This window comes from Salinicola lusitanus, assembly GCF_003206045.1.
Taxonomy (GTDB): domain Bacteria; phylum Pseudomonadota; class Gammaproteobacteria; order Pseudomonadales; family Halomonadaceae; genus Salinicola; species Salinicola lusitanus.
Map to the genome: position 1 here is coordinate 1 of NZ_PZJM01000014.1, position 24,944 is coordinate 24,944.

The 24,944-nt window shown below is 64.7% G+C and carries 25 protein-coding genes and 1 pseudogene; 20 read left to right on the plus strand and 6 right to left on the minus strand.

Going from position 1 to position 24,944, the window contains the following annotated elements; translation table 11 throughout:
- A partial coding sequence (locus tag DOM45_RS17990; protein ID WP_110602802.1) for a Bug family tripartite tricarboxylate transporter substrate binding protein occupies positions 1 to 780 on the minus strand: 780 nt, incomplete at its 3' end.
- A 228-nt stretch (positions 781 to 1,008) separates the two neighbouring features.
- Between DOM45_RS17990 and DOM45_RS17995 the strand changes: the two genes are divergently transcribed.
- Genes DOM45_RS17995 through DOM45_RS18010 form a run of 4 tightly spaced genes read left to right on the plus strand, consistent with a single transcriptional unit; the run spans position 1,009 to position 4,964 of the window.
- Positions 1,009 to 1,680 carry a response regulator transcription factor gene (locus tag DOM45_RS17995; protein WP_110602804.1) on the plus strand — a complete coding sequence of 224 codons (672 nt, stop codon included), beginning with the start codon at positions 1,009 to 1,011 and terminating at the stop codon, positions 1,678 to 1,680.
- Positions 1,677 to 3,071, plus strand: coding sequence for a sensor histidine kinase (locus DOM45_RS18000; RefSeq protein WP_240612456.1), 1,395 nt, complete (start codon positions 1,677 to 1,679; stop codon positions 3,069 to 3,071). The genes DOM45_RS17995 and DOM45_RS18000 overlap by 4 nt, the downstream gene beginning before the upstream one ends.
- 32 nt (positions 3,072 to 3,103) lie before the next feature.
- Positions 3,104 to 4,207: an ABC transporter substrate-binding protein gene (locus tag DOM45_RS18005; RefSeq protein WP_240612457.1), complete on the plus strand. Its 1,104-nt coding sequence runs from the start codon at positions 3,104 to 3,106 to the stop codon at positions 4,205 to 4,207.
- Between the two features lie 7 nt (positions 4,208 to 4,214).
- Complete coding sequence (locus DOM45_RS18010; protein ID WP_110602807.1) at positions 4,215 to 4,964, plus strand: TlyA family RNA methyltransferase; 750 nt, start codon at positions 4,215 to 4,217, stop codon at positions 4,962 to 4,964.
- A 7-nt stretch (positions 4,965 to 4,971) separates the two neighbouring features.
- Here DOM45_RS18010 and mscK read toward each other — a convergent pair whose 3' ends face one another.
- A complete protein-coding gene (mscK, locus tag DOM45_RS18015; protein ID WP_280951707.1) occupies positions 4,972 to 8,442 on the minus strand; it encodes a mechanosensitive channel MscK in 3,471 nt (1,156 codons plus the stop codon).
- Between the two features lie 339 nt (positions 8,443 to 8,781).
- Here mscK and DOM45_RS18020 point away from each other — a divergent pair, with 339 nt between their 5' ends.
- The 4 genes from DOM45_RS18020 (at position 8,782) to DOM45_RS18035 (ending at position 10,794) form a co-directional block, all read left to right on the plus strand.
- Complete coding sequence (locus DOM45_RS18020) at positions 8,782 to 9,705, plus strand: phospholipase A (RefSeq protein WP_110602811.1); 924 nt, start codon at positions 8,782 to 8,784, stop codon at positions 9,703 to 9,705.
- A gap of 75 nt (positions 9,706 to 9,780) precedes the next feature.
- Positions 9,781 to 10,122 carry an ElaB/YgaM/YqjD family protein gene (locus DOM45_RS18025; protein ID WP_110602813.1) on the plus strand — a complete coding sequence of 114 codons (342 nt, stop codon included), beginning with the start codon at positions 9,781 to 9,783 and terminating at the stop codon, positions 10,120 to 10,122.
- Entirely contained in the window at positions 10,122 to 10,502 is a 381-nt protein-coding gene (locus DOM45_RS18030) for a phage holin family protein (RefSeq protein WP_110602815.1), read from the plus strand. Before DOM45_RS18025 ends, DOM45_RS18030 begins: the two co-directional genes overlap by 1 nt.
- Positions 10,495 to 10,794 carry a YqjK-like family protein gene (locus tag DOM45_RS18035; RefSeq protein ID WP_110602817.1) on the plus strand — a complete coding sequence of 100 codons (300 nt, stop codon included), beginning with the start codon at positions 10,495 to 10,497 and terminating at the stop codon, positions 10,792 to 10,794. Before DOM45_RS18030 ends, DOM45_RS18035 begins: the two co-directional genes overlap by 8 nt.
- Positions 10,795 to 10,865: 71 nt before the next feature.
- On the opposite strand, the gene DOM45_RS18040 is transcribed toward DOM45_RS18035, so the two are convergent.
- Entirely contained in the window at positions 10,866 to 12,047 is a 1,182-nt protein-coding gene (locus tag DOM45_RS18040) for a BaiN/RdsA family NAD(P)/FAD-dependent oxidoreductase (protein ID WP_110602819.1), read from the minus strand.
- Between the two features lie 148 nt (positions 12,048 to 12,195).
- Here DOM45_RS18040 and DOM45_RS18045 point away from each other — a divergent pair, with 148 nt between their 5' ends.
- The 4 genes from DOM45_RS18045 to DOM45_RS18060 all read left to right on the plus strand — a co-directional run bounded on the left by DOM45_RS18045 (position 12,196) and on the right by DOM45_RS18060 (position 17,236).
- Positions 12,196 to 13,350 (plus strand): efflux RND transporter periplasmic adaptor subunit, encoded by a 1,155-nt coding sequence (locus DOM45_RS18045; protein WP_110602821.1) that lies wholly within the window; start codon positions 12,196 to 12,198, stop codon positions 13,348 to 13,350.
- Entirely contained in the window at positions 13,350 to 16,475 is a 3,126-nt protein-coding gene (locus tag DOM45_RS18050; protein ID WP_110602823.1) for an efflux RND transporter permease subunit, read from the plus strand. The genes DOM45_RS18045 and DOM45_RS18050 overlap by 1 nt, the downstream gene beginning before the upstream one ends.
- A 104-nt stretch (positions 16,476 to 16,579) precedes the next feature.
- Positions 16,580 to 16,930 carry a DUF883 C-terminal domain-containing protein gene (locus DOM45_RS18055; RefSeq protein WP_157958469.1) on the plus strand — a complete coding sequence of 117 codons (351 nt, stop codon included), beginning with the start codon at positions 16,580 to 16,582 and terminating at the stop codon, positions 16,928 to 16,930.
- Positions 16,931 to 16,999: 69 nt separating this feature from the next.
- Entirely contained in the window at positions 17,000 to 17,236 is a 237-nt protein-coding gene (locus DOM45_RS18060) for an ElaB/YgaM/YqjD family protein (RefSeq protein WP_110602827.1), read from the plus strand.
- Positions 17,237 to 17,311: 75 nt separating this feature from the next.
- On the opposite strand, the gene DOM45_RS18065 is transcribed toward DOM45_RS18060, so the two are convergent.
- Positions 17,312 to 17,710 carry a hypothetical protein gene (locus DOM45_RS18065; protein ID WP_157958470.1) on the minus strand — a complete coding sequence of 133 codons (399 nt, stop codon included), beginning with the start codon at positions 17,708 to 17,710 and terminating at the stop codon, positions 17,312 to 17,314.
- On the minus strand, positions 17,670 to 17,954 hold the full coding sequence (locus tag DOM45_RS18070; RefSeq protein WP_110602831.1) for an FAD assembly factor SdhE: 285 nt from the start codon (positions 17,952 to 17,954) through the stop codon (positions 17,670 to 17,672). The genes DOM45_RS18065 and DOM45_RS18070 overlap by 41 nt, the downstream gene beginning before the upstream one ends.
- A gap of 196 nt (positions 17,955 to 18,150) precedes the next feature.
- Here DOM45_RS18070 and DOM45_RS18075 point away from each other — a divergent pair.
- The 3 genes and pseudogenes from DOM45_RS18075 to lapB all read left to right on the plus strand — a co-directional run.
- Positions 18,151 to 18,459 (plus strand): annotated as a pseudogene (locus tag DOM45_RS18075) (integration host factor subunit beta); the annotation flags it as partial.
- Between the two features lie 95 nt (positions 18,460 to 18,554).
- Positions 18,555 to 18,860 (plus strand): LapA family protein, encoded by a 306-nt coding sequence (locus DOM45_RS18080; RefSeq protein ID WP_110602835.1) that lies wholly within the window; start codon positions 18,555 to 18,557, stop codon positions 18,858 to 18,860.
- The gene (gene lapB / locus DOM45_RS18085; RefSeq protein ID WP_110602837.1) at positions 18,861 to 20,057 is read left to right on the plus strand and encodes a lipopolysaccharide assembly protein LapB; all 1,197 of its coding nucleotides are present in this window, start codon (positions 18,861 to 18,863) and stop codon (positions 20,055 to 20,057) included. It abuts the gene before it with no gap.
- Here lapB and pyrF read toward each other — a convergent pair whose 3' ends face one another.
- Positions 20,058 to 20,765, minus strand: coding sequence for an orotidine-5'-phosphate decarboxylase (gene pyrF, locus DOM45_RS18090; protein ID WP_110602839.1), 708 nt, complete (start codon positions 20,763 to 20,765; stop codon positions 20,058 to 20,060).
- 225 nt (positions 20,766 to 20,990) lie between these two features.
- On the opposite strand from pyrF, the gene DOM45_RS18095 reads away from it, so the two are divergent.
- From DOM45_RS18095 to DOM45_RS18115, 5 genes are all read left to right on the plus strand, one after another.
- The gene (locus DOM45_RS18095; RefSeq protein WP_110602877.1) at positions 20,991 to 21,254 is read left to right on the plus strand and encodes a ComEA family DNA-binding protein; all 264 of its coding nucleotides are present in this window, start codon (positions 20,991 to 20,993) and stop codon (positions 21,252 to 21,254) included.
- A gap of 108 nt (positions 21,255 to 21,362) precedes the next feature.
- Positions 21,363 to 21,833: an FxsA family protein gene (locus DOM45_RS18100; protein ID WP_110602841.1), complete on the plus strand. Its 471-nt coding sequence runs from the start codon at positions 21,363 to 21,365 to the stop codon at positions 21,831 to 21,833.
- Between the two features lie 187 nt (positions 21,834 to 22,020).
- Entirely contained in the window at positions 22,021 to 22,314 is a 294-nt protein-coding gene (locus tag DOM45_RS18105) for a co-chaperone GroES (RefSeq protein ID WP_071232843.1), read from the plus strand.
- 58 nt (positions 22,315 to 22,372) lie between these two features.
- On the plus strand, positions 22,373 to 24,016 hold the full coding sequence (groL, locus tag DOM45_RS18110; protein WP_110602842.1) for a chaperonin GroEL: 1,644 nt from the start codon (positions 22,373 to 22,375) through the stop codon (positions 24,014 to 24,016).
- A gap of 161 nt (positions 24,017 to 24,177) precedes the next feature.
- The gene (locus DOM45_RS18115) at positions 24,178 to 24,897 is read left to right on the plus strand and encodes an RNA methyltransferase (RefSeq protein ID WP_110602844.1); all 720 of its coding nucleotides are present in this window, start codon (positions 24,178 to 24,180) and stop codon (positions 24,895 to 24,897) included.
- Positions 24,898 to 24,944: the final 47 nt, after the last annotated feature.

Sequence of the window (24,944 nt, forward strand, 5' to 3'; positions counted from 1 at the left end):
GAAGCCGCGCCAGTTGGGCCCGACCGCATCGATGCCCTGCTCATTGGCGGTGGGAATGTCGGCCAGGTCGCCCGGCAGGCGCTCGTCGGAGAGCACCGCCAGCACGCGCAGGTCGCCGGACTTCAGAAAGCCCTGGGTCTCGGTGACGTCACCGGTGAAGGCATCGACGTGACCGCCAATGACCTGAGTCATCGCTTCGCCGCCGTTGTTGTAGGAGAGATAGGGAATCCGCGGCAGGTTCTCGACCCCGGCCGCCTTGGCCGCGATCAGCACCTTGAGGTGGTCCCAGCCGCCATTGGCGCTGCCGCCGGCGAACTTGACCGCCCGCGGGTCCTGCTTCATCGCGTCCATCAACTCGTTGAGGTTGTGGTAAGGCGAATCCTTGGAGACCGCGATCACGCCATAGTCCGCGCCCACCGCACCGATCCAGTTGACCATGTCGGCATTCATGCCCGGAAACTGATTCTGGGCCAGACGCGTGGTGGTGGCGGTTGAAGCGGCCACCAGCAGTTGGTCGTCGCCCTTGCGCTTGCTCACGGTGTGGGCGAAAGCGACACCGCCACCGGCGCCAGCCATGTTGATGGTCTGGACACTGGCCGGGACCAGCTTGAGCTCCTCGAGCACGTTACCCACGCTACGGCAGGTGAAGTCCCAGCCGCCGCCCGGGTCGGAGGGCGCGATACACTCGACCTTGCCGGAAGGCTCGAACGCCATGGCGCTGCTGGCGGTCAAGGCCAGCGTCGCGGCGGCCACCCACTTGATTGTCTTGGCTGCAAACATGTTTGCTTCTCCTCGCTGATGGAGCGGAGTTATTCGTGGCTGACGCCAACCTTACAGTTTCGTAAGGTAGAACGTTGTTCCCGTCAGCGGAAATTAGGGTGAACCCTTGTAACGGTCAACGGCCGGGCGGCAAAAGCCAACTAAAGTTCAATGCCCTGCGAATCGATTCGTTTACAATCGCCCGACCCGGATCACGCGCCTCCCCCTCTTCACCGGCTGGAGTTCTCCATGGCACCGAAGTTGATGCTGATAGAGGATGACCCTCTGCTCGCCAGCACGCTCACCGCAACGCTGGCGGTCGACAATCAACGTATCGAACGGATAGGCGATGGCGGCGAAGCCCTTGCCCGGTTGTCGCTCGATCACGACTACGATCTCATTCTCCTGGATCTCAACCTGCCGACGCGCAGCGGTCTCGACGTGCTGGCGGCACTGCGCTCGCGCGATCGACAGACCCCGGTGCTGATCCTGACCGCGAGAGCCGCCATCGAGGATCGCGTCAGGGGGCTCGACCTGGGTGCGGACGACTATCTGGCCAAGCCGTTCGCGCTGGACGAGCTGGAAGCGCGGGTCCGCGCCCTGTTGCGACGCCGCCAGCACGACCAGAGCGAATCGATCTCGATGGGTTCGCTGCGACTCGACCGCCATCGCCAGCACTTCACCCTGGGGGACGCCGCCCTGCCGCTGCCGCCGCGGGAACACCGCCTGCTCGCTTGCCTGATCCGCTACGCGGGGGAGCCGGTGGACAAGGCGCGCCTGCTCGAGGAGGCTTTCGCCGGGGAGCCGGTCGGGGATAACGCCATCGAAGTCTATGTCCACCGTCTGCGCCGGCGTCTCGCCGACTCCGACGTCACCCTGCGCACGGTCCGGGGCATCGGCTATCTGCTGGAGGCCGAGTGACCCTGTTGCGACGCTGGCGACTGTCGCATCTCAGCCTCTATCGACGGCTGATGATCTGGCTGTTCTGTCCCTTGGCCATGCTGGTGGCGATCATGCTGCTGCAGGCCTGGTTCGCGTCTCGCGAGGCCGCCGACCGCGCCTTCGACCGGCTGCTCGACGCCGCCTCGCTCTCCATCGCCGAGCAGGTTCGCTGGCAGCAGAGCCGCTTGTGGATGGACCTGCCGCCATCGGCACTGGAGATGCTCGCCACCGACGCCGAGGAGCGGGTGTTCTATGCGCTCTACGATGCCCAGGGCCATTTCGTCACCGGCAATCGTTCGCTCCCCTCGCTACCGCCCGCCGGCGTCGGCCAGATGAGCTATGGCGATGTGCTCTCCCGCGGCATGCCGCTGCGCCTGGGCGTGTTGCGCTCCCGGCTGGAGGGATGGGATCGCAGCGACCGGTTCGAGGTCAGAGTGGCCCAGAGTCTCGAGGGGCGACAGGCCCTGGCCAACCAGCTGTTTCTGGCGAGCCTTGTCAATATCGTGATCATTGCCGTACTGGCCATGGGGGTCGTGCTGCTGTCGGCCCGCTTCGCGCTGGAACCGTTGACCCGGCTGAGACGCGCCATCCGCCAGCGCGATCCTCGCACGCTCGCCCCGCTCGAACTGGCGCTGCCCCGGGAACTGGCGGAACTGCGCCAGGCATTGAACGAACTACTGGCGCGAATGCGCCGCGTCCGGGCCAATCAGGAACGCTTCATCGGCGATGCCTCTCACCAGTTGCGCACGCCACTGGCGGGGCTATCAGCACGCGCGGAGCTGGCCATTCGCCAGTCGGAGCCGGCGGCGTGGCGCGACGCGCTCGTCACCATGCACGGCACCGCCACCAAGACGGCGCGACTGGCCGGCCAGCTACTGTCGATGACCCGTCTCAACAACCCCGAGGCGGCGCCGGCCAGGCGTTCGGTCGATCTCGCCGCACTGGCGCAGCGCTGCGTCAGGGAGTCATTCGCGCGCCATTACCGTCACGGCATCGATCTCGGGGTCGAAGTGCCCGACCATCCCGTCATGGTGTCGGCGACCGACTGGCAACTGGAAGAGGCGCTGAACAACCTGATCGAGAACGCTGCGCTCTACGGCGCCCGCCAGATCACGGTGCAGGTCACCGACGCCCCGACGCGCCTGATCGTCACCGACGATGGCCCCGGCATCCCCGAATCCCAGCGTCTGCTGGTGCTGCGCCCCTTCCACCGTGGCCAGGAAACGGGCGATGGTACCGGCCTGGGCCTGGCGATCGTCGACAGCATCGCACGCGCCCACGACACTCGCCTGCTCCTGCAAACCGCCAATCCCGACCACCCCGAGCGCCCTGGCTTATGCGTCGTTCTGATCTTTCCCACCGACCACTGAGACTCCCCCGCTGCGTCCGACGCCTCGGTGTCGTGTGGCTGGCACTGACGCTCGCGCTGACGGCTCAGGCGCAGGCGAGGACCTTGCACTTCGCCGCGGATACCGAACCGTCCCGCGCCCTGACCATCTACGGCGTGCTCGATGCACCACAGGTTCGGCCGCTGCTCTCCGATTTCCATCGCCGCCACCCCGACATCGCGATCGACTACCACAACCTGGAGACACTGGCGCTGCACGCCCGCGTCCTCCAGGAGCGTGACGCCCCGCGCGCCGACGTGATCATGTCCCCCGCGATGCCCTGGCAGTACCAACTCGCCAACGAAGGGCTGTCGAGCACGGTCGACTCTCCGGCCGCCGCCGACTGGCCGAGCTGGGCGCGCTGGCGCCAGGAGCTGTTCGGCTTCACGTTCGAACCGATCGTCATGGTCTATCGGCGGGACCTGGCACGACACATGACGCCACCGCAAAGTCACGCCGATCTGCTGAGCCTGCTACGGCAGCATCCCCGGATGCTCGACCACCGCGTGGTCACCTACGATCCGCGGCGAAGCGGCGCGGGCTACACCTACGCCATCGAGGACGCCAGGATCTCCGCCCGCTACTGGGACCTGGTCGAGGCACTGGGCAACAGCCACAGCGTTCTGGAAACCACCACCGCCGCCATGCTCGAGGGACTCAGCCAGGGACGCTACTGGATCGGCTACAACCTGATCGGCTCCTACGTGCAGGATTATGTGGCCGAACATCCCGAGCTGGTGATGGTGGTGCCCAAGGACTACGCCCTGGTACTGCAGCGTCTGGTCATGATGTCGCGGGATGCGCCTCACCCCGACACCGCACGGCGTTTCATCGATTATCTGCTGAGCGCATCGGCGCAACGCCTGCTCGCCACCCAGACCACGCTGGGGGCCGTGCACCCGTCCGTCGATGGCGCCGGCACCGCGGCCGACCTGCGCGACCGATTGGGAGAGGCGATCCGACCGGTTCAGATCGGTCCGGGCCTGCTGGCGACGCTGGACACGCTCAAGCGCCAGACGCTGCTGGAACAGTGGCAGCAGGCCTTCGACAACCGGCCGACACACGCCGACGGCCCCCTTGCCGACCCTTCCCCCCTGCCCGACGCTGCAACGGAGTGAGCCGCTCATGACCCGACTCGATCAACTGGTGACCGCCCACGTCCGTTCCCGTACCCGGGCCCAGCGCCTGATTCGCCAGGGTTACGTCAGCGTCAACGAAGGCGGCGCATGGCGGGTGGCGCTGAAACCGGGAGAGAAGCTGCCGGATACCGTGGACCTGCGGATTGCCGAAGCGCCGGAGGAGCGCTATGTGTCGCGAGCCGGCCTGAAACTGGAGGCTCTGCTGGAAACGCTGGCGCGCCGCCTCGACGGCCTCACCGTGCTCGATATTGGCCAATCCACCGGCGGATTCAGCGACTGCGCGCTGCGCTACGGCGCCGAGCGGATCATCGGGATCGAGGTGGGGCACGACCAACTGGATGCCTCGCTGCGCCAAGACGCCAGGGTCACCTGTCTGGAGGGCGTCAATGCGCGCCGGCTCCCCTTCGCCGAGCTGGAGAGGATAGCCCCGGACGGCATCGATGTCGTGGTGATGGACGTCTCGTTCATCTCGCAGACCCTGATCCTGCCGGAGATCGCCCAGGTGCTGCACGCCGGCGGGGAGCTCTACTCCCTGGTCAAGCCGCAGTTCGAGGTAGGCCCCGGCAAGGTCGACCCCAGAGGGATCGTGCGCGACGCCACCCTCTACACGACGGTGGCCGATACCCTCCAGCAGGCGTGCCAGTCACACGGCCTGATGGTCGATCATTGGCAGGAGAGCCCGATCCTGGGCGGCGACGGCAACCACGAGTTCCTGCTCCACGCCCTGCGCCGCTGACCGCCTGTCAGCGCCCGCCGTCACCGCCGTCGCTGCCGCCATCCGGGCCGGCGCCACCAACGTCGCCGTCACCCAGATGACCGTCATCGCCACTGCGGGACTGGCGGGAACGGGGAGCGCCGGCAGCGGGGCCGGCCGGAGAAGCGCTGGCCCCCAGCGGCGCCCCCTCTCCATCCGCACTCTGGACCCGCGCGGACTGCCCGTTCTCGCCGTGCAGCCACACGTCCATCTGGTTGAACGCCACACGAATGCCGTGCTGCTTGAACAGCAGGTCCAGCCGGCGATTGATCTCGTCGCTGGCGTAGAGTCGATCCAGCAGATCGTTGACGAAGATTCGCAGTTCGAAGTTGAACGAGGTCGGCCCATAGCTGATGCAGAACACCTGCGGCTCGGGATCCCGCAGCACACGGCGGTTCTCGTCCGCGGCCTGGCGCAACAGGCGATGCACCTCGTCGAGGTCCGATCCGTGCGCCACGCCATAGGTCAGCACCACCCGGGTGACGTTGTCCGACAGCGACCAGTTGATCAACTGGTCGGTGACGAAGGTCTTGTTGGGGATGATGATCTCCTTGCGGTCGAAATCGGTCACCGTGGTGGCACGGATACGAATTCGGCTGACGGAGCCGTGGAGCTGGCCTAGCGTGATGGTGTCGCCGATCCGCATCGGACGCTCGAACAGGATGATCAGCCCCGAGATGAAGTTGGCGAAGATCTCCTGGAGACCGAAGCCGAGCCCCACACCGAGCGCCGCCACCAGCCACTGCAGCTTGTCCCAGGAGACCCCGAGCGTGCCGAGCGAGATCACCACGCCGGTCCCGACGATGGTGTAGGAGAGCAGCGACGAGATCGCGTAGGCACTTCCCTGCTTCAGCGTCAGCCGGGAGAGCACCATGACCTCCAGCAGGCCGGGCAGGTTGCGTGCCAGCATCATGGTCAACGCCACCACGACCAGTGCGATGATCACATCCGCCACGGTGATCGGATCCAGCGTCACCGCGTCGCCCTGCCCCCGCTCGATCTCCCATACGCTGACCTGGTCGAGATAGGAGAAGACCTCGAGCAGGTCCGACCAGATCAGGTAGAAGGCAAAGGTGAAGCCGATGAAGAGAATCAGTTTCGAGAGCCGCAGCGACTGCTGGTTGACCTGCTCCATGTCCAGGGGCGGCTCCTCGACCACCTCGAGCCCGCCCTCGGCGCCCTCCTGTATCTGCGCTCGCCGCCGGGCGACCGCACGGCGGTAGGCCAGCCGGCGCTGCGCCACCGCCAGCCCCCGCACCACCGTCGCCTCGACCAGGATCCAAAGGCCAAAGATATAGAGCGAATTGATGAAGCGACCGATCAGACGCAGGGCGGCGTATTCGTAGCCCATGACGATCAGGCCACCGAGCACCAGCGGCACCATCGCCAGCCCCAATCCCAGCAGCAGTCGGAACAGCTTGAGGCCGAAATAGGGCACGTGGGCCAGGATCAACTGCACCAGAATCCAGCTCATCGCCAGCAAGCCGGCCAACAGCGACAGCAGGAACAGCGGGCGGCTGGAGAGTTCGGCCTGGCTGCCGGGAGAGGTCCCGCTGATGAGGATGACCGGAATCAGCGAGATGCCGAGCCAGAACAGCAGCCGCCGCAGGCGCGCCACGTAACCCGCCGACCAGTGGAAATGACGTGTCGCCACGCCGTCGGATACCAGCAGCCTGCGCGCCCAGCCCAGCACGCCCCAGGCCAGGGCAAGCTGCAACAGGGATTCTCCCACACGCCCGGCGAAATCATCGCTACCCAGCCTCAGCACGCCACCCATGGCTGCCAGGATCAACGGACCATGGGCGGCCAGCAGCGCGTTGTAGAGGATTGCCCGGGGCGTGTGCATCTGGGTGTCACGCTTGAGCCGGCCGATCTGCTCGTGCAGATTGAGCAGCCGAACCTTGATGCGACGTCTCAGCATCAGCAGCACCCCCGCCAGCAGCAGCAAGGGGACCACGGCCAGGGCCCGGACGTCCGGAACCTGCCAGAAACTCGCCAGCGCCGGCCGCCACTCACCGCCGCGCACCTGTCTCGCCAGAACGCCGGGGGCGTCACGCCACCAACCGAAGGTCAGCGCGCGCGCGCTGGCCACCCAGAACAGCTGCTCCTCGATCACACCGCGGATCGATGTCGAGAGCCCCGCCAGCTGCTCCTGGTTGAGCTGGAGGTCGATGGCCACGGTCAACAGGTTGCCGTACTCCCGATCCAACTGCTCGAGCACTTCGCTGCGTGACTGGAACAGCTTCACCAGCGAGTCGACCAGCGATGGGGTGACCTCGATATCGGTGTCTGCCAGGCTTTTCTCGGCCAGCTCCCGGGGGTGACGCAGCGCATCCCGCTGATCGACCAGATCGAACTGACTCAGGCGAGTCGCGGCGATCTCCTCCTGCAGACCACCCAGTGCATTGATGTCAGGCAGGGCTCGACGCTGCTCGTTGAGAATGCGCGACAGCAGCGGGCTGCCACGAATCGCTTCGATCTGCTCGTTGAGCGTGCGCTTGACCTGACGCACGCGATCGAGCTGGGAGCGGGTATCGATGGCTTGCCGGATCAATTGGTTGGTCCGGTCGGTCACTTCGAGAAGCCGGTCGCTGAGCTCGCGGTTGGTCTTTTGAATCTCGCGAAGCACCGGGTGCGCCGCGATCGCCTTGGCGTCCTCCTCGCTGATGTCCGCGACCGCCTTTTCCGACTCGGCACGGCGCTGACGATCGAGCGCTGCCTGCAGCGAGTCCAGCCGCGCTTCCTCGATGGCGACCTGACGTCGAAGCAGGTCCCGCCTCTGCACATCGAGCTCGCGAAGCACCGTGTTGTTGGCCAGTTCCTGTCGATGGTATTCGGCTTGCAGGTCGGCCAAGGCCAGTTGCAACCGATAGCGAGCCTCGGCGGGATCGAGGACCTGGGAATCCTCGTCACTGGAGGTCTGAAGCTGGGTCCGCGCCTGCTCGGCATCGTTCATCGCGCTGGCGATGGCCGACTGCGCGCGCTCGGGCAGCGTCTCCGCACTGATCAGCCGGGCGTTGATCGATGCCAGCTGGCTCTGCAGCGCCTCGAGCTGATTCAGCGACTCGGTGGTCTTCTGGCCCAGGACCTCCACGGAGAGCTGGTCGAGGTCGTCGGCCTCGGGCGCCTTCCGGTCGCTCAGCCCGGCAAGCTGGCGCTCGAGTTCGCGGGTACGCTGTGGGGCCTGTCGGGCCGAGGTCTCGAGCGACTCCAGGTCCTTGCGCAGGGCCTTCAACGACGCCAGCGTCTGCTGAGCCACACGCAGATCAGCCAACTCCGTCTGCTGCGCTTCGCTGGGTGTGTCGATCTTCTCGAGCTTCTGCTGCTGCGCCTTGAGCTCGTCTTCGCTGGGCAGACCGTCCGGCTGTTGGGCGAAGGCGACAACGCTTGTCATGAGTATGCACAATACGAGTGCAAGGAACGTGCTACGCTCGACCCCTTTCAACAGGCTGGCGCGCAATCGGGCGGCCGTTGCCGACGGCAGCGCCGCCGGCCTGAACGGTGCTCGTGCTGAAAAGCCTGGTTGCCCAGAATACTTACCCGCGACCGGGTCATCCGACATGCCGACTCCTCGTCAACTCCGTACATACGGCCACCACCGCTTCACAGCGGTGCGATCCTCTATCGATAGCGGAGTCTACCGCCAGCGCGTGTGGGTTTCGAGGCGTTGCTTAGCGCGCTCCCGAGTTTGAAATAAGTCGACGACATGCTAGAAATCGTCACTACCCGAAAAGAAGCCTGATTTTCATCAGCCGGATCTTGCTTCCACCCCATTGGATCATCTTGACAGGACAGTCTTATGACGCCCACTCGTTCGCTGCGCCATACCGGCATTCTTCTCCTCGGGATGGTGACTTCGTCCTTGGCAGTGGCTCAGGATTCAAGCACCAGCAGCGACCCGGTCCAGCAAGCGAACGAACAGGCGGAAGTGCGCCGGAATCTCGAGGCGGAGACTGCCGAGAACCCGTTGGCGGTCACGACCTATCGTCGCAACTACATCCTGCCCTGGACCTACAACAGCAACCCGGACGAATCCGACTTCCGGGAGATCACCTCGGAGGGCAACGTCGACAAGTCCGAGATCAAGTTCCAGTTGAGCTTCAAGGTCAAACTGCTCGACGACATCTTCGGCGACAACGGCGACCTCTATTTCGCCTATACCCAGCGAAGCTGGTGGCAGGCCTACAACTCCGAGGCCTCCGCGCCCTTCCGCGAGACCAACTACGAACCCGAGGGCTTCGTCAGTTTCGACAACAGCTGGACGGTGCTCGGCTGGACCAACACCATCAATCGTGTCGGCTTCGCGCACCAGTCCAACGGCCGCTCCGATCCGCTGTCGCGCAGCTGGAATCGCCTCTACGCGGAGACCATTTTCCAGCGCGGCGACTGGGCCTTCAGCGTCGCCCCGCACTGGCGTATTCCGGAAAACGCCGAAGACGACGACAACCCGGACCTGGAAAATTACATCGGCTACGGGGACCTGACCCTGGTGCGTGCGTTCGGGGATCAGGAAGTCTCGTTGATGGTTCGTGGCAACCCGGGCAAGGCGCACTACGGGGGGCAGCTCGACTACTCCTTCCCGCTGTTCGGCAAGGTGCGCGGTTATCTGCAGTACTACAAGGGGTACGGGGAGAGCCTGATCGACTACAACCATGACGTGCAACGCTTCGGCCTTGGCTTCAGCATCAACACCTTTTTGGCCGGGATTCCCGGTACGCGTTGATGCCGACAGATTGCCAATCTATGCTGAAGCCTGTCTGTTTCACCCATGCCACTCGACTGTCAAAGGATGACAACCATGACCATGCAACCTATCGGCGGCAACGGCCCCGAGCGTGAACGCGAAGCCTCGACCGAACAACTCAAGGAAGATCTGCGCAATCTGTCTCACACGGTCGAGGAGCTGATTCACGCCACGGCGGACGACTCCCGCAGCAATATCTCCGAACTGCGTGAACGCGCTCAGCAACGTCTGCATGCCACGCGCGAACGTCTGGAAGCGCGCGGAGAGGCGCTCTATTCCAGCGCCAAGGGACAGGTCGACGCCACCGACCGCTACGTGCACGAAAATCCCTGGACCAGCATCGGTATCGGCGCTGCAGCGGGCGTGGTTCTGGGACTGCTGCTGGGACGTCGCTGATGGCAGGGCCGGCTGAAAACGTGATCTCCGCCGCCAGGCGACTGATCGCCAACCTCATCGCCACCGGCCAGACGCGACTGCGCCTGGCAGTGGTCGAGTGGGAGGCGGAGCGCGACCGGATGCTGACGCTTCTGCTGCTGGCCGGCGCAGGGCTGATCGTACTGTCGTTCGCGATCGGGATGCTGCTGCTGCTGGTTGTGGTGGTCTACTGGGAAGATCACCGACTGCAGGCGATCGGTATCTGCTCGGCGGTGCTCTTCGTCCTGTCAGGCATCTTGATCTTCTCCGCCAAGCGGGTCGCCAAACAGCGCAAGCTGATGGCCGCCACCCTGCATCACCTCGATCGCGACCGCCAGGCATTGGGGAGCTCTCATGACTGAACGTTCGCGACAACAGCAGTTGGACGAGCTGGAGGACGAGATCCTCCAGCAACGCCTGGACATGACCGCCGCCATGCGGGAGTGGCGCGATGCCACGGCGCCGATCGACAACGCCTGGGACAAGCTGATGAGTTGGCGCGTTCCGTTGATGGCGGCCGGGGGGTTGCTGGCGATGCGCAGTGCGCGCAAGCCACGGTCGACCGGGCGACTGTTCAGGCGAGCGCTGACCGGATTCATGATGTACAACCGCGGCCGGGCGCTCTACCGGGCGACCCGCGGGAGAAACCGCTAGCGACCCGTCGCGCTGTCTCTGTCAGCCGAACCGGATGGCCACTGCACTCAGTGGCCATCTTTCGTTCGGGCTCAAATCGCCTGGCCGCAGGCCACGCCGGACGACCAGGCCCACTGGAAGTTGAAACCACCCAGCTGGCCGGTGACGTCCAGCACCTCACCGATGAAGTAGAGCTGGGGGAGCGCGTCGACGGCGAAGGTCTTCGACGACACCGCAGCCGTGTCGACGCCGCCCATGGTGACCTCCGCGGTGCGCCACCCCTCCGTGCCCGCCGGCTTGAACTGCCAGGCCCCGAGACCGCTCGCCACGGCATCGATATCGGCGTTGGAGAGTTCGGCCAACGGCCGGTCCTGCCACCCCTGCCACTCGATCAGCGCCTGGGAGAGACGCTTGGGCAGCAGTTCGCCCAGCCAGCTACCCAGCCGCCGCCGCGGCACGCGTCGACGCAGGTCGGCCAGGGTCTCCGCAACCGGTGTAGAGGGCAGCCAGTCGATCGCCACCGGCATGCCCGGCAGCCAGTGGCTCGAGGCCTGGAGCATTGCCGGCCCGGACAGACCGCGATGGGTGAACAGCAACGGCTCACGGTAGGCGCCGTCGCCGCAACTGGCAACAACGGGACAGGAGAGGCCGGAGAGCGAGGCCAGTGACGCCTTCCATTGCGACGTCACCGTGAATGGCACCAGTGCCGCCCGCGTCTCGGTCACGGCCAGCCCGAACTGGCGCGCCAGATCGTAGCCGAAGCCACTGGCGCCGAGCGTCGGGACGGAGAGGCCACCGGTGGCGACGACCACGGCCCCCGCTGCCACCGTGCGGCCATCTATCTCCAGCTGCATCCCTTCACCCAGGCGCTCGACCCTCCCTACCGTGGTGGAGAGCGAGACTTCCACGCCTGCCCACTCGCACTCGGTCAGCAGCAGCGAGACGATCTCCTTCGCCGACTGCGCGCAGAACAGCTGGCCAGGCGCCTTCTCGACGTACTCGACGCCATGCCGCTCGACCAGTTCGACGAAATGGTGCGGCGTGTAGCGTTTCAGCGCCGAAATCGAGAAGTGCGGATTGCGCGAGAAGAAATGTGCCGGCGTGGTGGCGAGATTGGTGAAATTGCAGCGCCCACCGCCGGACATCAGAATCTTCTTTCCCGCCTTGCTGGCATGATCGACGACTCGCACGCGAAGGCCGCGGTAGCCCGCGGTCAGCGCGCACATCAGCCCCGCTGCGCCAGCGCCGATAATGACCACGTCGTAGGTTTTCATCTCCGCACCGCACTTGCCTCACTGAATGGGTAGGCATTCTAACAGAGGCGTTTTTCGAGATGCCCTTTTCATTCGCCGGTCGTTCAGGTACTAACGAGTGGCGCGCACTCGCCCGCCCAACGCAACGCTGACAAGATATCCGCCAATCATGACAACGAATTCGGCAGCTCGTGAGCGCTTCACGCTCGGACGCGAAACCCGCCTACCGCCCCTGCTGGCCCTGGCCCTCTGCGCGATAGCGACATGGTTGCCGGGCCCGACCCCCGCGAGCGCCCAGGAGACGCCGCCTGTCGCCGTGATCGGCGCCACCGTCATGGCTTCGACCTGGCAGGACCCCGTGGAGGCGCTGGGAACCTTGAGAGCCGACGAGAGCGTCACCCTCTCCTCCACGCTCACCGGCACCGTCAGCGCGCTCAATTTCGAGGACGGCGACGAGGTGGCAGCCAACCAGTGGCTGGTGCAGCTCGACGACGCCCAGGCTCAAGCCGAGCTGCGCGCCGCCCAGGCGCTACTGGGCCAACGCCGGAGTGCGCTCAACCGGGCCCAGCAGCTCCAGGATCGCAACCTGGGGGTCCGCGCCACGCTCGAGGACAATGCCGCACTGGTCAAGCAGAGCGAGGCCGAGATCGATGCCATCCGCGCGCGACTCGCCGATCACCGCCTGCAGGCCCCCTTCGCGGGCACGGTGGGGTTGCGCGAGATCAGCGTGGGCGCCCTGGTCACCCCCGGCACCGAGCTGGTCACGCTCGACAAGCTGGACACCATGAAGCTCGACTTCACCGTCCCGGCGACGCTGCTGTCGGTGCTCCACCCCGGCCTGACACTCAGCGCCACGACACCGAGCTATCCGGACCAGGTCTTCCGCGCCGAGGTCGCGACCCTCGGCACGCGTATCGATCCCATTTCGCGCAGCCTGGTGGTCCGCGCCAACCTGCCCAATCCCGACGGCCGGCTGCTGCCGGGCATGCTGATGGAAGTGCAGTTGAACCAGCCCGCGCGCGAGGCGTTGACGATCCCGGAAAGCGCGCTGGTTCCGGATGGCGAACGCCAGACGGTCTGGCTGATCGAACCGGGTCAGCCGGCCCATGTGACGCGCCGGGAGGTCACCACCGGCGAACGCCGACAGGGGGAAGTCGAGATCATCGCGGGGCTCGATGGCGGGCAGCGGATCGTGACCCACGGCACGCTCAAGGTACGCGAGGGGGATCCGGTCGAGCTGGTCGCGGAAAATGTCGGCGAGGGTGACATCAGGGATGTGCTGGAGCGTCAGCGCCGCGCCACCGAATCCCGGGCGAGCGACTGATGCGAATTTCCGATCTATCGATTCGCCGCCCGGTTTTCGCGACGGTCGTCTCGCTACTGCTGATCGCCTTCGGCCTGCTGGCCATGGAGCGCCTGCCGCTGCAGGAGTATCCGGCGATCGACCCGCCCATCGTCAGCATCGAAACCAACTACCCCGGCGCCTCCGCCAGCGTGGTCGAGACCCGGATCACCCAACTGCTGGAGGACCGCATCGCCGGTATCGAGGGTATCGTCTCGATCGAGTCCAGCAGCGCCGACGGCGAATCGGAGATCGACGTCGAATTCTCGCTGGATCGAGACATCGACGGTGCCGCCAACGATATCCGCGACCGCATCTCGTCGGTGGCCGACAACCTGCCCGACCAGGCCGAACCTCCGGAGATCGAGAAGAGCGACAGCAGCGACGATGTCATCATCTGGCTGTCGCTCTCCGGCGAGGGCTATACCATCCCGGAGCTCACCGATTACGCCAATCGCTATCTCGTCGACCGCTTCTCGACCCAGAACGGTGTGGCTCGGGTTCGCCTGAGCGGCGGCAAGGAGTATGCGATGCGGGTCTGGCTCGATCGCAACGCCCTGGCCGCGCGGCAGCTGACGGTCGATGATGTCGCCGATGCGCTCCAGAACGAAAACGTCGAGCTGCCGGCCGGCTTTCTCGAATCCCGCGACCGCCAGTTCACGCTGCGCATTCCGCGCAGTTTCACCACCGCCGCCGACTTCCAGAACCTGGTGATCGCGCGAGGAGACGACGGTTACCTGGTGCGGCTGGCCGATGTCGCCCGGGTGGAGGTCGGCTCGGTCGAGGAGCGTTCGCTCTATCGCGGCAACGAAGTCCCCATGGTCGGCCTGGGCATGATCAAGCAGTCGACCGCCAGCGTGCTGGAGGTCGCCAACGGCGCCAAGGCGGAAATGACCCGGCTGCAGCCGACGCTGCCGGACGGCATGCAGCTGTCGCTCAACTTCGATTCGTCGGTGTTCGTGTCAGGTGCCCTGCACGAGGTCGCAGCCACCTTGTTCATCGCCATGGGATTGGTGGTGGTGGTGATCTTTCTCTTTCTGGGCAACGTGCGCACGACCCTGGTGCCAGCGGTGACGGTACCGATATCGCTGATCGGCACCTTCATCTTCCTGGCCCTGTTCGGCTTCACCCTGAATCTGCTGACCTTGCTGGCGCTGGTCCTGGCGATCGGTCTGGTCGTCGACGACGCGATCGTGGTCATCGAGAACGTCCACCGGCGCATGGTGGTCCATCGCGAAACGCCCCTGGTGGCGGCCTATCGCGGTACGCGTCAGATCGGCTTTGCGGTGATCGCCACCACCCTGGTGCTAATCACGGTATTCATTCCGTTGAGCCTGCTGCAGGGGGATATCGGGCGCCTGTTCTCGGAGTTTGCCCTGACCCTCGCCGCCGCCGTCGGGCTCTCCTGCCTGGTCGCGCTGTCGCTGGCACCGATGCTGTGTTCGAAGCTGCTCAACCCGAGCATGCACGAGAGCCGCATCAGCCGCGGCGTGCAGTGGCTGCTGGACCGTTCGCAGACGATCTACCGGCGCTGGCTAAGCCGGGCGCTGCGCTTCCGCTGGTTCATGGTCGGCCTGTTTGCCCTCGTCCTGGCCCTTACCGCCTGGCTGTTCCAGCAGTTGCCCAACGAGTACACCCCCCGGGAGGACCGTGGCGCCTTTTTCGTGCTGATCGAGGGGCCGCCCGGCGCGACCTTCCATTACATGCAGGATTACTACGACGAGATAGAGACCCGCTTGATGTCCCTGGTCGACGCCGGCGATATCAACCAGGTGTCGATTCGTGGCCCGCGTGGCTTCGGCAATGTCGAGAATTTCAACGACGGCATGGCCATCGTCACCCTCAACGACTGGGGCGACCGGCGTTCGGCGTGGGACATCATGGCCGATGTCAGGCAGCGCCTTGACGATCTTCCCGGCGTCACCGCCACGCCGGTCATGCGCCAGGGCTTCGGCGGCAGAGTCGAGAAGCCGATCCAGTTCGTGATCGGCGGCAGTACATACGAGCAGCTGGTCGACTGGCGCGACCGTCTACTCGAGCGTATCCGCGAGGACGGTAACGTGGGGCTCGAGGCGGTGGACAGCGACTACAAGGAGACCCAGCCACAGCTCCGCATCCGGATCGACTACAACCGCGCAGCCGCCCTGGGCGTGACCGTCAGCACCATCGGCAACACCCTCGAGACACTGTTCGGCGGCCGCAACGTCACCACCTACGTCGATAACGGGGAGGAGTACGACGTCATCCTCGAGGGGGAGCGCGAGCGCCAGCGAGCGCCGAGTACGCTGGACAACGTGCAGGTCCGTTCGGCGGTCAGCGGCGAGCTGATTCCACTGGCGAGTCTGGTCTCCATCTCCGAATTCGCGGGTGCCAGCGAACTCAATCGATTCAACCGGATGCGCGCCATAACGCTGGAGGCCAACCTCCAGAGCGGTACCGCCATGGGTGACGCGCTCGCCTACCTCCAGCGGATCGCCGCCGAGGAGCTGCCCAGCGAGGCGGTCATCGACTACAAGGGCCCCTCGCGCGATTACCAGGAGGCCAGCGGCGCCACCGCCTTTCTGCTCCTGCTGGGCATCGTCGTGGTGTTCCTGGTCCTGGCGGCCCAGTTCGAGAGCTTCATCCATCCGCTGGTCATCATGTTCACGGTGCCGCTGGCGATCAGCGGTGCCCTGCTTGGCCTCTGGGCCAGCGGCCAATCTCTCAACATCTACAGCCAGGTGGGGCTGGTCGTACTGGTGGGGCTGGCGGCCAAGAACGGCATTCTGATCGTCGAGTTCGCCAACCAACTGCGCGACGAGGGAGCGCCGTTCTCGGATGCGCTGGTCGAGGCGGCCGTGACACGGCTGCGACCGATACTGATGACCACCGTCACCACCATGGCTGGCGCGATACCGTTGATTCTGGCCTTCGGCCCGGGCGCCGAATCGCGCATCGTCATCGGCACCGTGATTTTCTGCGGGGTCGCCGTTGCCACGCTGTTGACGCTGTTCGTCGTCCCGGTCGCCTATGACATGCTCGCGCGACGGACCGGCTCACCCGGCGATGTCAGTCAGCGACTGGAGCGAGAGCTGAATCTCGACGCGTCGACGCAGGAAAGGTCCTAGCGAGTCATGGAAATGCAACTACACTTCTGTAGCGACGCCCATGCCAGACATGACGCTGTCGCGGGAATCGTAGGGAGGCCGTTTCACCGAACCGGAGGATGAACATGAGCCTGTTCCATCGTGACGACAAGGAAGGCGAGGCCAGCCGTATCGATGAAGATATGGCAGCGGCCGCCGAGCGTGCGCCTCGCCTGGGGGACGACCCAATCCGGGAGGAGCCTGCACTGGCATCGCGGGACGACCCTCTCGAGGAGAGCATCGACGAGCCGTCCCCCCACGCTGCCGCCTATTTTCCCCAGCACAGCTGGGCGGATCGTTCGCGCCAGCGCCTGGACGAGCAGATCAACGACACCTGCCAGAGCTGCGACGACTTCGTCCAACGCAAGCCCTGGCAGAGCGTCGGTATCGCCGCGCTGGGCGGCGCCTTGCTGACGCTGATATTGAGCCGGCGTTGACAGCTCGAACCGACAGGACGAATCTCCTGTTCTGAACCACCATCATCGACCAACGATTAAGGATGATCCATGAGCCGCAACTATCGGGAAGAGAGCCGGAACTATTACCGCGACGCCAAGCGCCGAGGCCGTCAAGGCCTGGAACGCGCGAGGCATCGGGCGGACGATGTCAGCCACGAGTTGGCAGAGCATGCGGAAGAAGCCTGGCGCGAGACCGACGATTACATTCACCGTAATGCCTGGAGCAGCATCGGCGTCGCCGCGCTGGCCGGGTTTGCCATCGGATTCTTCGTCGGCCGCCGCTGAACGCCAGTGTGACCACGACGGCCCCGCCAGCGTCAAGCCGGTGGGGCCGTTTCACGTTTGGCGTGCAGGATCCGGTCACTCGGCTTGACTGGCTAGCGTCTCGCGCAGACGACGCAGCGAGTGTGCATCGCCACTATCGGGCCACAACCACAGACGTCGGCCGGAGAGATCGACCGCCGACAGCAGCGGTCCAAGGCGCACCAGCCGGCACGGGGACGGCTGCCACACCCGGGCATCGGCCGAATACTCCCAGACCGGCCTCTCCCCGGCCATCATGCATCGCAGATAGCGCCGTCTCGGCGTCGAGAGAAACTGTCGGCCGGCGAATGCCAGCCCGATCAGCGATATCGATACGGCCAGCCGCCAGTCGACCCACCACCCGGCGTAGCCGGACAAGGCCAGTGCCGACAGCCCCTGGCAAGTCAGCGACAGCCTAGAGCGCCTGACGACGACTGTTGTCAGTGGTCTCGGCATGTTCGACGATCATCTTGACGAGACGCCGCAGCTCGGCGTTCTCTGGCCACTCGCGCCGCATCAGCCAGGTGAAGAGATCCTGGTCCTCGTTGGCCAGCAACTCCCGGTACAGCACCTGGTCCGAAGGCGTCAGTTGGTCGTAGCGCTCCTCGAGAAACGGCATCAGCAGCAGATCCAGCTCCCACATGCCACGTCGTGAATGCCAGTAAAGCCGTCGTCGCGTGACATCTTCGTTGTCTGACATGGACTACCCTCGATCCGATGTGCTGAATGACTGCAATGCACAGCACTATACCCGAGTGAACTGCCGGTCACTATTCAGTCATCCGGCTCACCCGGCTAATGCGTTGTTTTCTCGAAAGTTGCGAAGTATGCTGAAACGACAATAACAGACGTCGGACGCCCATTACGCGGTTCTTGGCCGCCAGGCAGAGGCCTCACGGAGAATGTCGATGACAAAGTCTGAATTGATCGAACAGATCGCCACCCGTCGCCCCGAGTTATCGGCGAAGGAAGTCGAAGCGGCGGTGCGCGTCATTCTCGATGATATCACCAACGCCCTGGCGGACGGCGGGCGCGTGGAAATTCGCGGATTCGGCAGCTTCTCGCTGCACTTTCGCGAGCCCAGGACCGGACGCAACCCCAAGACCGGCGACCCCGTCGACCTCGACGGAAAATACGTCCCGCACTTCAAGCCGGGCAAGGAACTACGCGAACAGGTCAATGCCAGCCGCGCGCTGGGCTATTGATCTCCCCAGTCATTGCATCCGTCGCCCGATTCGACGGCTGCCATCGCGACGACCGATCACGACCGGACCGTCGCGGTGCGTCACCAGGAATTACTATGCGCTGGCTCAAAGGCGTCATTCTCGCCATCATCCTGATCGTCGTGCTGCTGCTCGGCATCCTGTTTGCCGTCAACAACCAACAGCCGCTGCCACTGGACTTGATCTGGGTCCAGCTTCCCCCCGCTTCGTTGTCGCTATGGCTTCTGGTTGCCCTGGCTTGTGGCGTGATTCTCGGCATGCTGGCAATGACAGGGATGTATCTTCGTCTGAGAACCCTGTTGACCCGGGCCCAGCGTCACAATCAGCAACAGCGCAAAGAACTCGATCGTCTACGGACGCAGGAGTTCAAGGAAAGCACCTGAATGAGCGATCCTCTGCTGCTGGCGTTGCTGGTGGCAGCCATCGCCATCGGCTGGTTGCTGGGGCGCTGGGAATCAGCGGGGCGCGGCCGGCGTCGGCCACGCCCCGAAATGCCGAGCGGCACCCTGCCGAAGGACTATTTCGTTGGCCTCAACTATCTGCTCAACGAGCAGCCGGACCGCGCCATCGAGACCTTCACCCAGGCGCTGGAAGTCAACAGCGACACGGTCGAGACGCATATCGCCCTGGGCAATCTCTACCGGTCGCGCGGCGAAGCCGATCGCGCCGTCCGCATCCACCAGAATCTGCTCGCCCGCCCGGCACTGTCCAACGCCCAGAGCGGCCAGGTCCAGCTGGAGCTCTCGCGCGACTTCCTCACCCTCGGGCTGCTCGACCGAGCCGAGCGGCTACTCCTGTCACTGCAGAAGAGCCAGGTCGACGACGCGCAGAAGCTCGCCGCCAAACGCCTGCTCGTCGACCTGTTCGAGCGGGAAAAGGAGTGGGCCCAGGCTCTCGACACCGCCCAGCCACAACTGGTGCGTCAGGACCCCGACATCCGGCGGGCGGCGGCGCACTGGCACTGCGAGCTGGCCAGTAGGCACCGCATCGAGAGCAGTCCGTCACTGGCCAGAAAGGCCTTGAAACAGGCACTGCATACCGATGAACGCTGCGTTCGCGCCAACTGGATGCTGGGCCAGCTCGAGTGGGATATCGGCCACTATCGCGACGCGGCCCGATGCTGGCAGCGAATTCCCGAGCAGGATCCGAGTTTTACCACTATCGTGCTGGAACCGCTGCGCAATGCCTACCGTCTACTCGATGACGAGGACGGCTGGTGGCAATTTCTGGAGAAGCAGTTGCAACACGACCCCCAGACCTCGGTGGTGATGATGGCTGCGGACACGCTAAGACACCGCCAGGGCACGGAGATCGCCTGCGCGTTCGTCAGCGATCAGTTGCGCGACCACCCCAGCCTGCGTGGCGTCGACTACCTGATGGACCTCTATCTGGACGATAGCGATCCCGCCGAGCGGGATCGGCTGGAGCTGCTCAAGCAGCACACCCGGCAATTGCTGAGCACCCGCCCGAGGCATCGCTGCCAGCGCTGCGGCTTCGGAGCCGAACAGCTGCACTGGCAGTGTCCCCGCTGTCGCAGCTGGGGTACCAGCAAACCGGTAACGGGCCTGGAAGGTGAATGATCACGACCTGCCTGCCAGGGAGAGCTCGATATCGGCCAGCGCCGCCATCGGATCGGCCGCCTGGGTCACGGCCCGGCCGATGACCAGGTGCGTGCTGCCGGCGGCCATCGCGGCATCGGGGGTCATCACCCGCCGCTGATCCCCCTGCTCCGCGCTGGCGGGGCGAATCCCCGGCGTCACCTTGAGAAAACCCGCCCCACACAGCTCACGCAGCCGGGCGCTCTCGCGCGCCGAGCAGACCACCCCATCCAGTCCACTTTCCTGGGCTAGCCTGGCCAGGCGCTCGACCTGAGACAGGGCACTGCCGGCGACGCCGGTTTCCTGGAGTTCGTCATCCGTCATGCTGGTCAGCACGGTGACCGCGATGAGCTGCGTCCCGAGCCCGCGTTTCGCCAATCGCTCGGCGCTCGCCTCCATCATCCGGCGACCGCCGGCAGCGTGTACGTTGACCATCCACACGCCCAGATCGGCGGCAGCCTCCACCGCACCGGCGGCGGTATTGGGGATGTCGTGAAACTTCAGGTCCAGGAAGACCTCGAAACCCCGCTGGTGGAGCGCCTCGACGGCCCCAGGTCCCGCACGGGTGAACAACTCCTTGCCGACCTTGACCCGGCAACGGGCGGGGTCGAGCGCGTCGGCCAGTTGCAGCGCCGCAGCCAGGTCGGGGTAGTCGAGCGCAATGATGAGCGGCGATTCCGGGGCGGGCATGGGTCGTCTCCTGCAGTCGAATTCGGGCGGGAGTATACCTGACCCGGCAATGGATAGGGCCCTCCTGCCACATCCGCGCCAGCTACTTTAGCGAGATTGAGTAGAAATTGGCTGACAGGAATGATCGCTTTTTTCCGATAAAAAATCGTGACGCAGCGTCGATACCTGAGAGTGATGGCCGGTCACGAGGCCAGCTTTCACTCACTGCAACCGAGAGAGATGCTCATGAAGACGCTGCTCCAAGCCGTGCTGTTCTCGCTGTTCAGCTTCGCCGCCCTCCCGGCGCTAGCTCAGGATACGCCCGTCAACATCAACGAGGCGTCGGTCGAGACGTTGACGACGCTACCCGGGATCGGTGCAGTCAAGGCACAAGCGATCGTCGACGACCGGGAAGCCAATGGCAACTACGAGAGCCTGGAAGACCTGACTCGCATCGACGGAATCGGCAACGCCACGGTGGCCAATCTCGCCGACAGTGCGACGTTTTGAGCCCTGCTCCGGGGCCGGCGGCTCGTCGGCTCCGGGGTGGCAAACGGTTGCAATTCCCCCATTCGTCTCCATCTTGCCAAGTCAGGCAGCGTCAACGACGGAGACATCATGCCCCTGCTCATCCTCATCGCCCTATTCGCGATCGCGGACTTCGCCGTGCTCTTTACCCTGGGCGCAAAAATAGGCCTGCTGGCCAGCCTGGTGTGGATTGTCGCCAGTGGCGCCCTCGGTATTCATCTCATTCGCCGTGAGAGCCTGCTGACGCTTCAGCGAGCCCGTGCCCGCATGGCAGCCGGTGAAATTCCCTCGGACGAAATCCTGGCGGGGGCGTCATTCGTATTGGCTGGCATCCTGCTGATAGCACCCGGTTTTCTTTCCGATATCGTGGGTCTAATATGCCTGGCCCCCGGCAGCGGTCAGCTGATGCGTCGCTGGTCCACCCGAGGCAGCCGAGGCGCTGGCCCGAAGGGTGCCGAAATCCCCGGCGACTGGGATGCCCATCGGCGCGATTCGGACAGTACCGCCAGCAGCGCTGATACCGACCCCATCGAGGGCGAGTATCTCGGCAAGGAACGTTGAAGCCCCGCCGGGCGATAAAATTTTCAGGCCGCCCCCTTGAAACCGGCTGGCCAGACCCAATCAAGGCAGCAGCGACAGTTTTAGGCCGTCAGGCCCATTAACCGGAAGGCGAAAGCCTTCGCCCCTTGAGCCAGGCTCATGTGGGAACGTGCATTTGTAACATGCAACCATCAGGAGAACGTGAGCAATGAAAATCCGTCCCTTGCACGATCGCGTCATCGTACGTCGCAAAGAAGAAGAGCAGAAAACTGCTGGCGGCATCGTGCTTCCGGGCAGTGCCCAGGAGAAGCCGACGCGCGGTGAAGTCCTGGCAGTGGGCAACGGTCGCATCCTCGAGAGCGGCGAAGTTCGCGCACTGGACGTCAAGGTTGGCGACACCGTGATTTTCAAGGAAGGCTTCGGCGTCGAAAAGCAGAAGGTCGACGGTGAAGAAGTCCTGATCATGAGCGAAAGCGACATTCTGGCCGTCGTCGAAGGCTGATCGGCCGAAGCTCGACGATTCATCAAGATTTCACGCATTACATTAGGAAGATCGAACAATGGCAGCTAAACAAGTCAAGTTCTCTGATGATGCTCGCAAGCGCATGGCACGTGGCGTCAACGTTCTCGCTGATGCAGTCAAGGCGACACTCGGACCGAAAGGCCGTAACGTCGTGCTGGAAAAATCCTTCGGCTCGCCCACCGTCACCAAGGACGGCGTCTCCGTGGCCAAGGAAATCGAGCTGAAGGACAAGTTCGAGAACATGGGCGCCCAGATGGTCAAGGAAGTCGCCTCCAAGACTTCCGATGCCGCGGGTGACGGCACCACCACCGCCACCGTTCTGGCTCAGTCCATCGTCAACGAAGGTCTGAAAGGCGTCGCTGCCGGCATGAATCCGATGGATCTCAAGCGCGGCATCGACAAGGCCGTCATCGAGGCCGTCAAGCACATCCAGGCGCTTTCCGTGCCCTGCACCGACGCCAAGGCGATCGCTCAGGTCGGCACCATCTCCGCCAACGGCGACGCGCGCATCGGTGAGATCATCGCCGAGGCGATGGAGAAAGTCGGCAAGGAAGGCGTCATCACCGTCGATGAAGGTCGCGGCTTCGAAGACGAGCTGGAAGTGGTCGAAGGGATGCAGTTCGATCGTGGCTACCTCTCCCCGTACTTCGTGACCAACCAGGACACGATGGCGGTCGAGCTCGAAGACCCGTATCTCCTGCTGGTCGACAAGAAAGTCTCGAACATCCGCGAACTGCTGCCGGTGCTGGAAGCCGTCGCCAAGGCCGGCAAGCCGCTGGCGATCATCGCGGAAGATATCGAAGGCGAAGCGCTGGCGACTCTGGTCGTCAACAACATGCGCGGCATCGTCAAGGTGGCTGCGGCCAAGGCACCCGGTTTCGGCGATCGTCGCAAGGCGATGCTGCAGGACATCGCGATCCTGACCGGCGGCACCGTGATCTCCGAAGAAGTCGGCCTCAGCCTCGAGCAGGCCAACCTCGACCACCTGGGCAGCGCCAAGCGCATCACCATGTCCAAGGAAAACACCACCATCATCGATGGTGCTGGCGTCGAGTCCGACATCGAGTCGCGCGTCGCGCAGATCCGTGCGCAGATCGAGGAGACTTCCTCCGATTACGATCGTGAGAAGCTCCAAGAGCGTGTCGCCAAGCTGGCGGGCGGTGTTGCCGTGATCCGCGTCGGTGCGGCGACCGAGTTCGAGATGAAAGAGAAGAAGGCGCGCGTCGAAGATGCGCTGCACTCCACTCGCGCCGCGGTCGAGGAAGGTGTCGTGCCTGGTGGCGGTACCGCCATGGTCCGCGTCCTGACCCTGATCCAGGGCCTGACCGGTGACAACGAAGACCAGACTCACGGTATCGCCATCGCGCTTCGCGCCATGGAGTCCCCGCTGCGTCAGATCGTCACCAACGCTGGCGAAGAAGCCTCCGTCATCGTCAATCGCGTCAAGGAAGGCGAAGGCAACTTCGGCTACAACGCACAGACCGGCGAGTACGGCGACCTGTTCGAAATGGGCGTCCTCGATCCGGCCAAGGTGACCCGCACCGCGCTGCAGTCCGCGGCTTCCGTCGCCGGCCTGATGATCACCACCGAAGCGATGGTGGCCGAAGATCCGGAAGAGGCACCGGCAGGTGGCGGCGCTCCGGACATGGGCGGCATGGGTGGCATGGGCGGCATGATGTAATCACTGCCCCGCCATCGCCTGATCCTTTCAGGTATCATGGAAAGCCCCGCCTTCTGGCGGGGCTTTTTTTGGTTCTGTCGTCGAGTCGGCCTGGCCTTCGGCCCGCCCGGAGGCAGTCGCCGACACCCTGAATTCTTCTTGCCCCCAGGAGTTTTTCGCGCATGCTGGATCGCATTCGCATCGTTCTCGTCCAGACGTTCCACCCCGGCAATATCGGTGCCAGCGCGCGCGCGATGAAGACCATGGGCCTCAGCGACCTGGTGCTGGTCGCTCCACGCCAGTTTCCCGATGAGGAGGCGACGCGGCTCGCCGCCGGCGCCGCCGACCTCGTCGAGGGCTGCCGCGTCGTCGACTCCCTGCCGGCGGCGATTGGCGACTGCGTACAAGTCATCGGCGCCAGCGCCCGCCTGCGCAGCCTGCCGCTGCCCTGCTACCACGAACCGGAGCAGATGGCCGCCGAACTCTGGCGTCGCCTGCCGGAGGGGCCGGTCGCCATCGTCTTCGGGCGGGAGCGATATGGCTTGACCAACGAGGAGATCGGCCACTGCACGCATCAGTTGAACATCCCTGCCAACCCGGACTATGGCGTGCTCAACCTCTCCCAGGCCGTGCAGATCGTCGCCTACGAGGCGTTCCGACAATCCCGCATCCAGGGGGAAGCGCGGCAGATGCCCAAGGCCAGCGGCCCTTATCCGACGATGGAGCAGCTGGATCACTTCTACGCCCACCTGCACCGGGCCCTGGAGAGCGCCGGGTTCCTGACCCAACCCCACGCCCGGACCGAGGCTCATCTGCGTGCCCTGTTCACCCGTGCCGAGCCGAGTCGCAAGGAGCTGTCGATTCTGCGTGGCGTGCTCAATGCGCTCGAACGCCACGATTGACGACAGACTTTGACACGGACATCCAAGCCATAGAGAATGGTAATCAC

Coding starts and splice junctions, on each gene's coding strand:
- DOM45_RS17995 (WP_110602804.1), top strand. CDS start 1,009: ATGGCACCGAAGTTGATGCTGATAGAGGATGACCCTCTGCTCGCCAGC.
- DOM45_RS18010 (WP_110602807.1), top strand. CDS start 4,215: ATGACCCGACTCGATCAACTGGTGACCGCCCACGTCCGTTCCCGTACC.
- DOM45_RS18020 (WP_110602811.1), top strand. CDS start 8,782: ATGACGCCCACTCGTTCGCTGCGCCATACCGGCATTCTTCTCCTCGGG.
- DOM45_RS18025 (WP_110602813.1), top strand. CDS start 9,781: ATGACCATGCAACCTATCGGCGGCAACGGCCCCGAGCGTGAACGCGAA.
- DOM45_RS18030 (WP_110602815.1), top strand. CDS start 10,122: ATGGCAGGGCCGGCTGAAAACGTGATCTCCGCCGCCAGGCGACTGATC.
- DOM45_RS18035 (WP_110602817.1), top strand. CDS start 10,495: ATGACTGAACGTTCGCGACAACAGCAGTTGGACGAGCTGGAGGACGAG.
- DOM45_RS18040 (WP_110602819.1), bottom strand. CDS start 12,047: ATGAAAACCTACGACGTGGTCATTATCGGCGCTGGCGCAGCGGGGCTG.
- DOM45_RS18045 (WP_110602821.1), top strand. CDS start 12,196: ATGACAACGAATTCGGCAGCTCGTGAGCGCTTCACGCTCGGACGCGAA.
- DOM45_RS18050 (WP_110602823.1), top strand. CDS start 13,350: ATGCGAATTTCCGATCTATCGATTCGCCGCCCGGTTTTCGCGACGGTC.
- DOM45_RS18055 (WP_157958469.1), top strand. CDS start 16,580: ATGAGCCTGTTCCATCGTGACGACAAGGAAGGCGAGGCCAGCCGTATC.
- DOM45_RS18060 (WP_110602827.1), top strand. CDS start 17,000: ATGAGCCGCAACTATCGGGAAGAGAGCCGGAACTATTACCGCGACGCC.
- DOM45_RS18065 (WP_157958470.1), bottom strand. CDS start 17,710: ATGCCGAGACCACTGACAACAGTCGTCGTCAGGCGCTCTAGGCTGTCG.
- DOM45_RS18070 (WP_110602831.1), bottom strand. CDS start 17,954: ATGTCAGACAACGAAGATGTCACGCGACGACGGCTTTACTGGCATTCA.
- DOM45_RS18080 (WP_110602835.1), top strand. CDS start 18,555: ATGCGCTGGCTCAAAGGCGTCATTCTCGCCATCATCCTGATCGTCGTG.
- lapB (WP_110602837.1), top strand. CDS start 18,861: ATGAGCGATCCTCTGCTGCTGGCGTTGCTGGTGGCAGCCATCGCCATC.
- pyrF (WP_110602839.1), bottom strand. CDS start 20,765: ATGCCCGCCCCGGAATCGCCGCTCATCATTGCGCTCGACTACCCCGAC.
- DOM45_RS18095 (WP_110602877.1), top strand. CDS start 20,991: ATGAAGACGCTGCTCCAAGCCGTGCTGTTCTCGCTGTTCAGCTTCGCC.
- DOM45_RS18100 (WP_110602841.1), top strand. CDS start 21,363: ATGCCCCTGCTCATCCTCATCGCCCTATTCGCGATCGCGGACTTCGCC.
- DOM45_RS18105 (WP_071232843.1), top strand. CDS start 22,021: ATGAAAATCCGTCCCTTGCACGATCGCGTCATCGTACGTCGCAAAGAA.
- groL (WP_110602842.1), top strand. CDS start 22,373: ATGGCAGCTAAACAAGTCAAGTTCTCTGATGATGCTCGCAAGCGCATG.
- DOM45_RS18115 (WP_110602844.1), top strand. CDS start 24,178: ATGCTGGATCGCATTCGCATCGTTCTCGTCCAGACGTTCCACCCCGGC.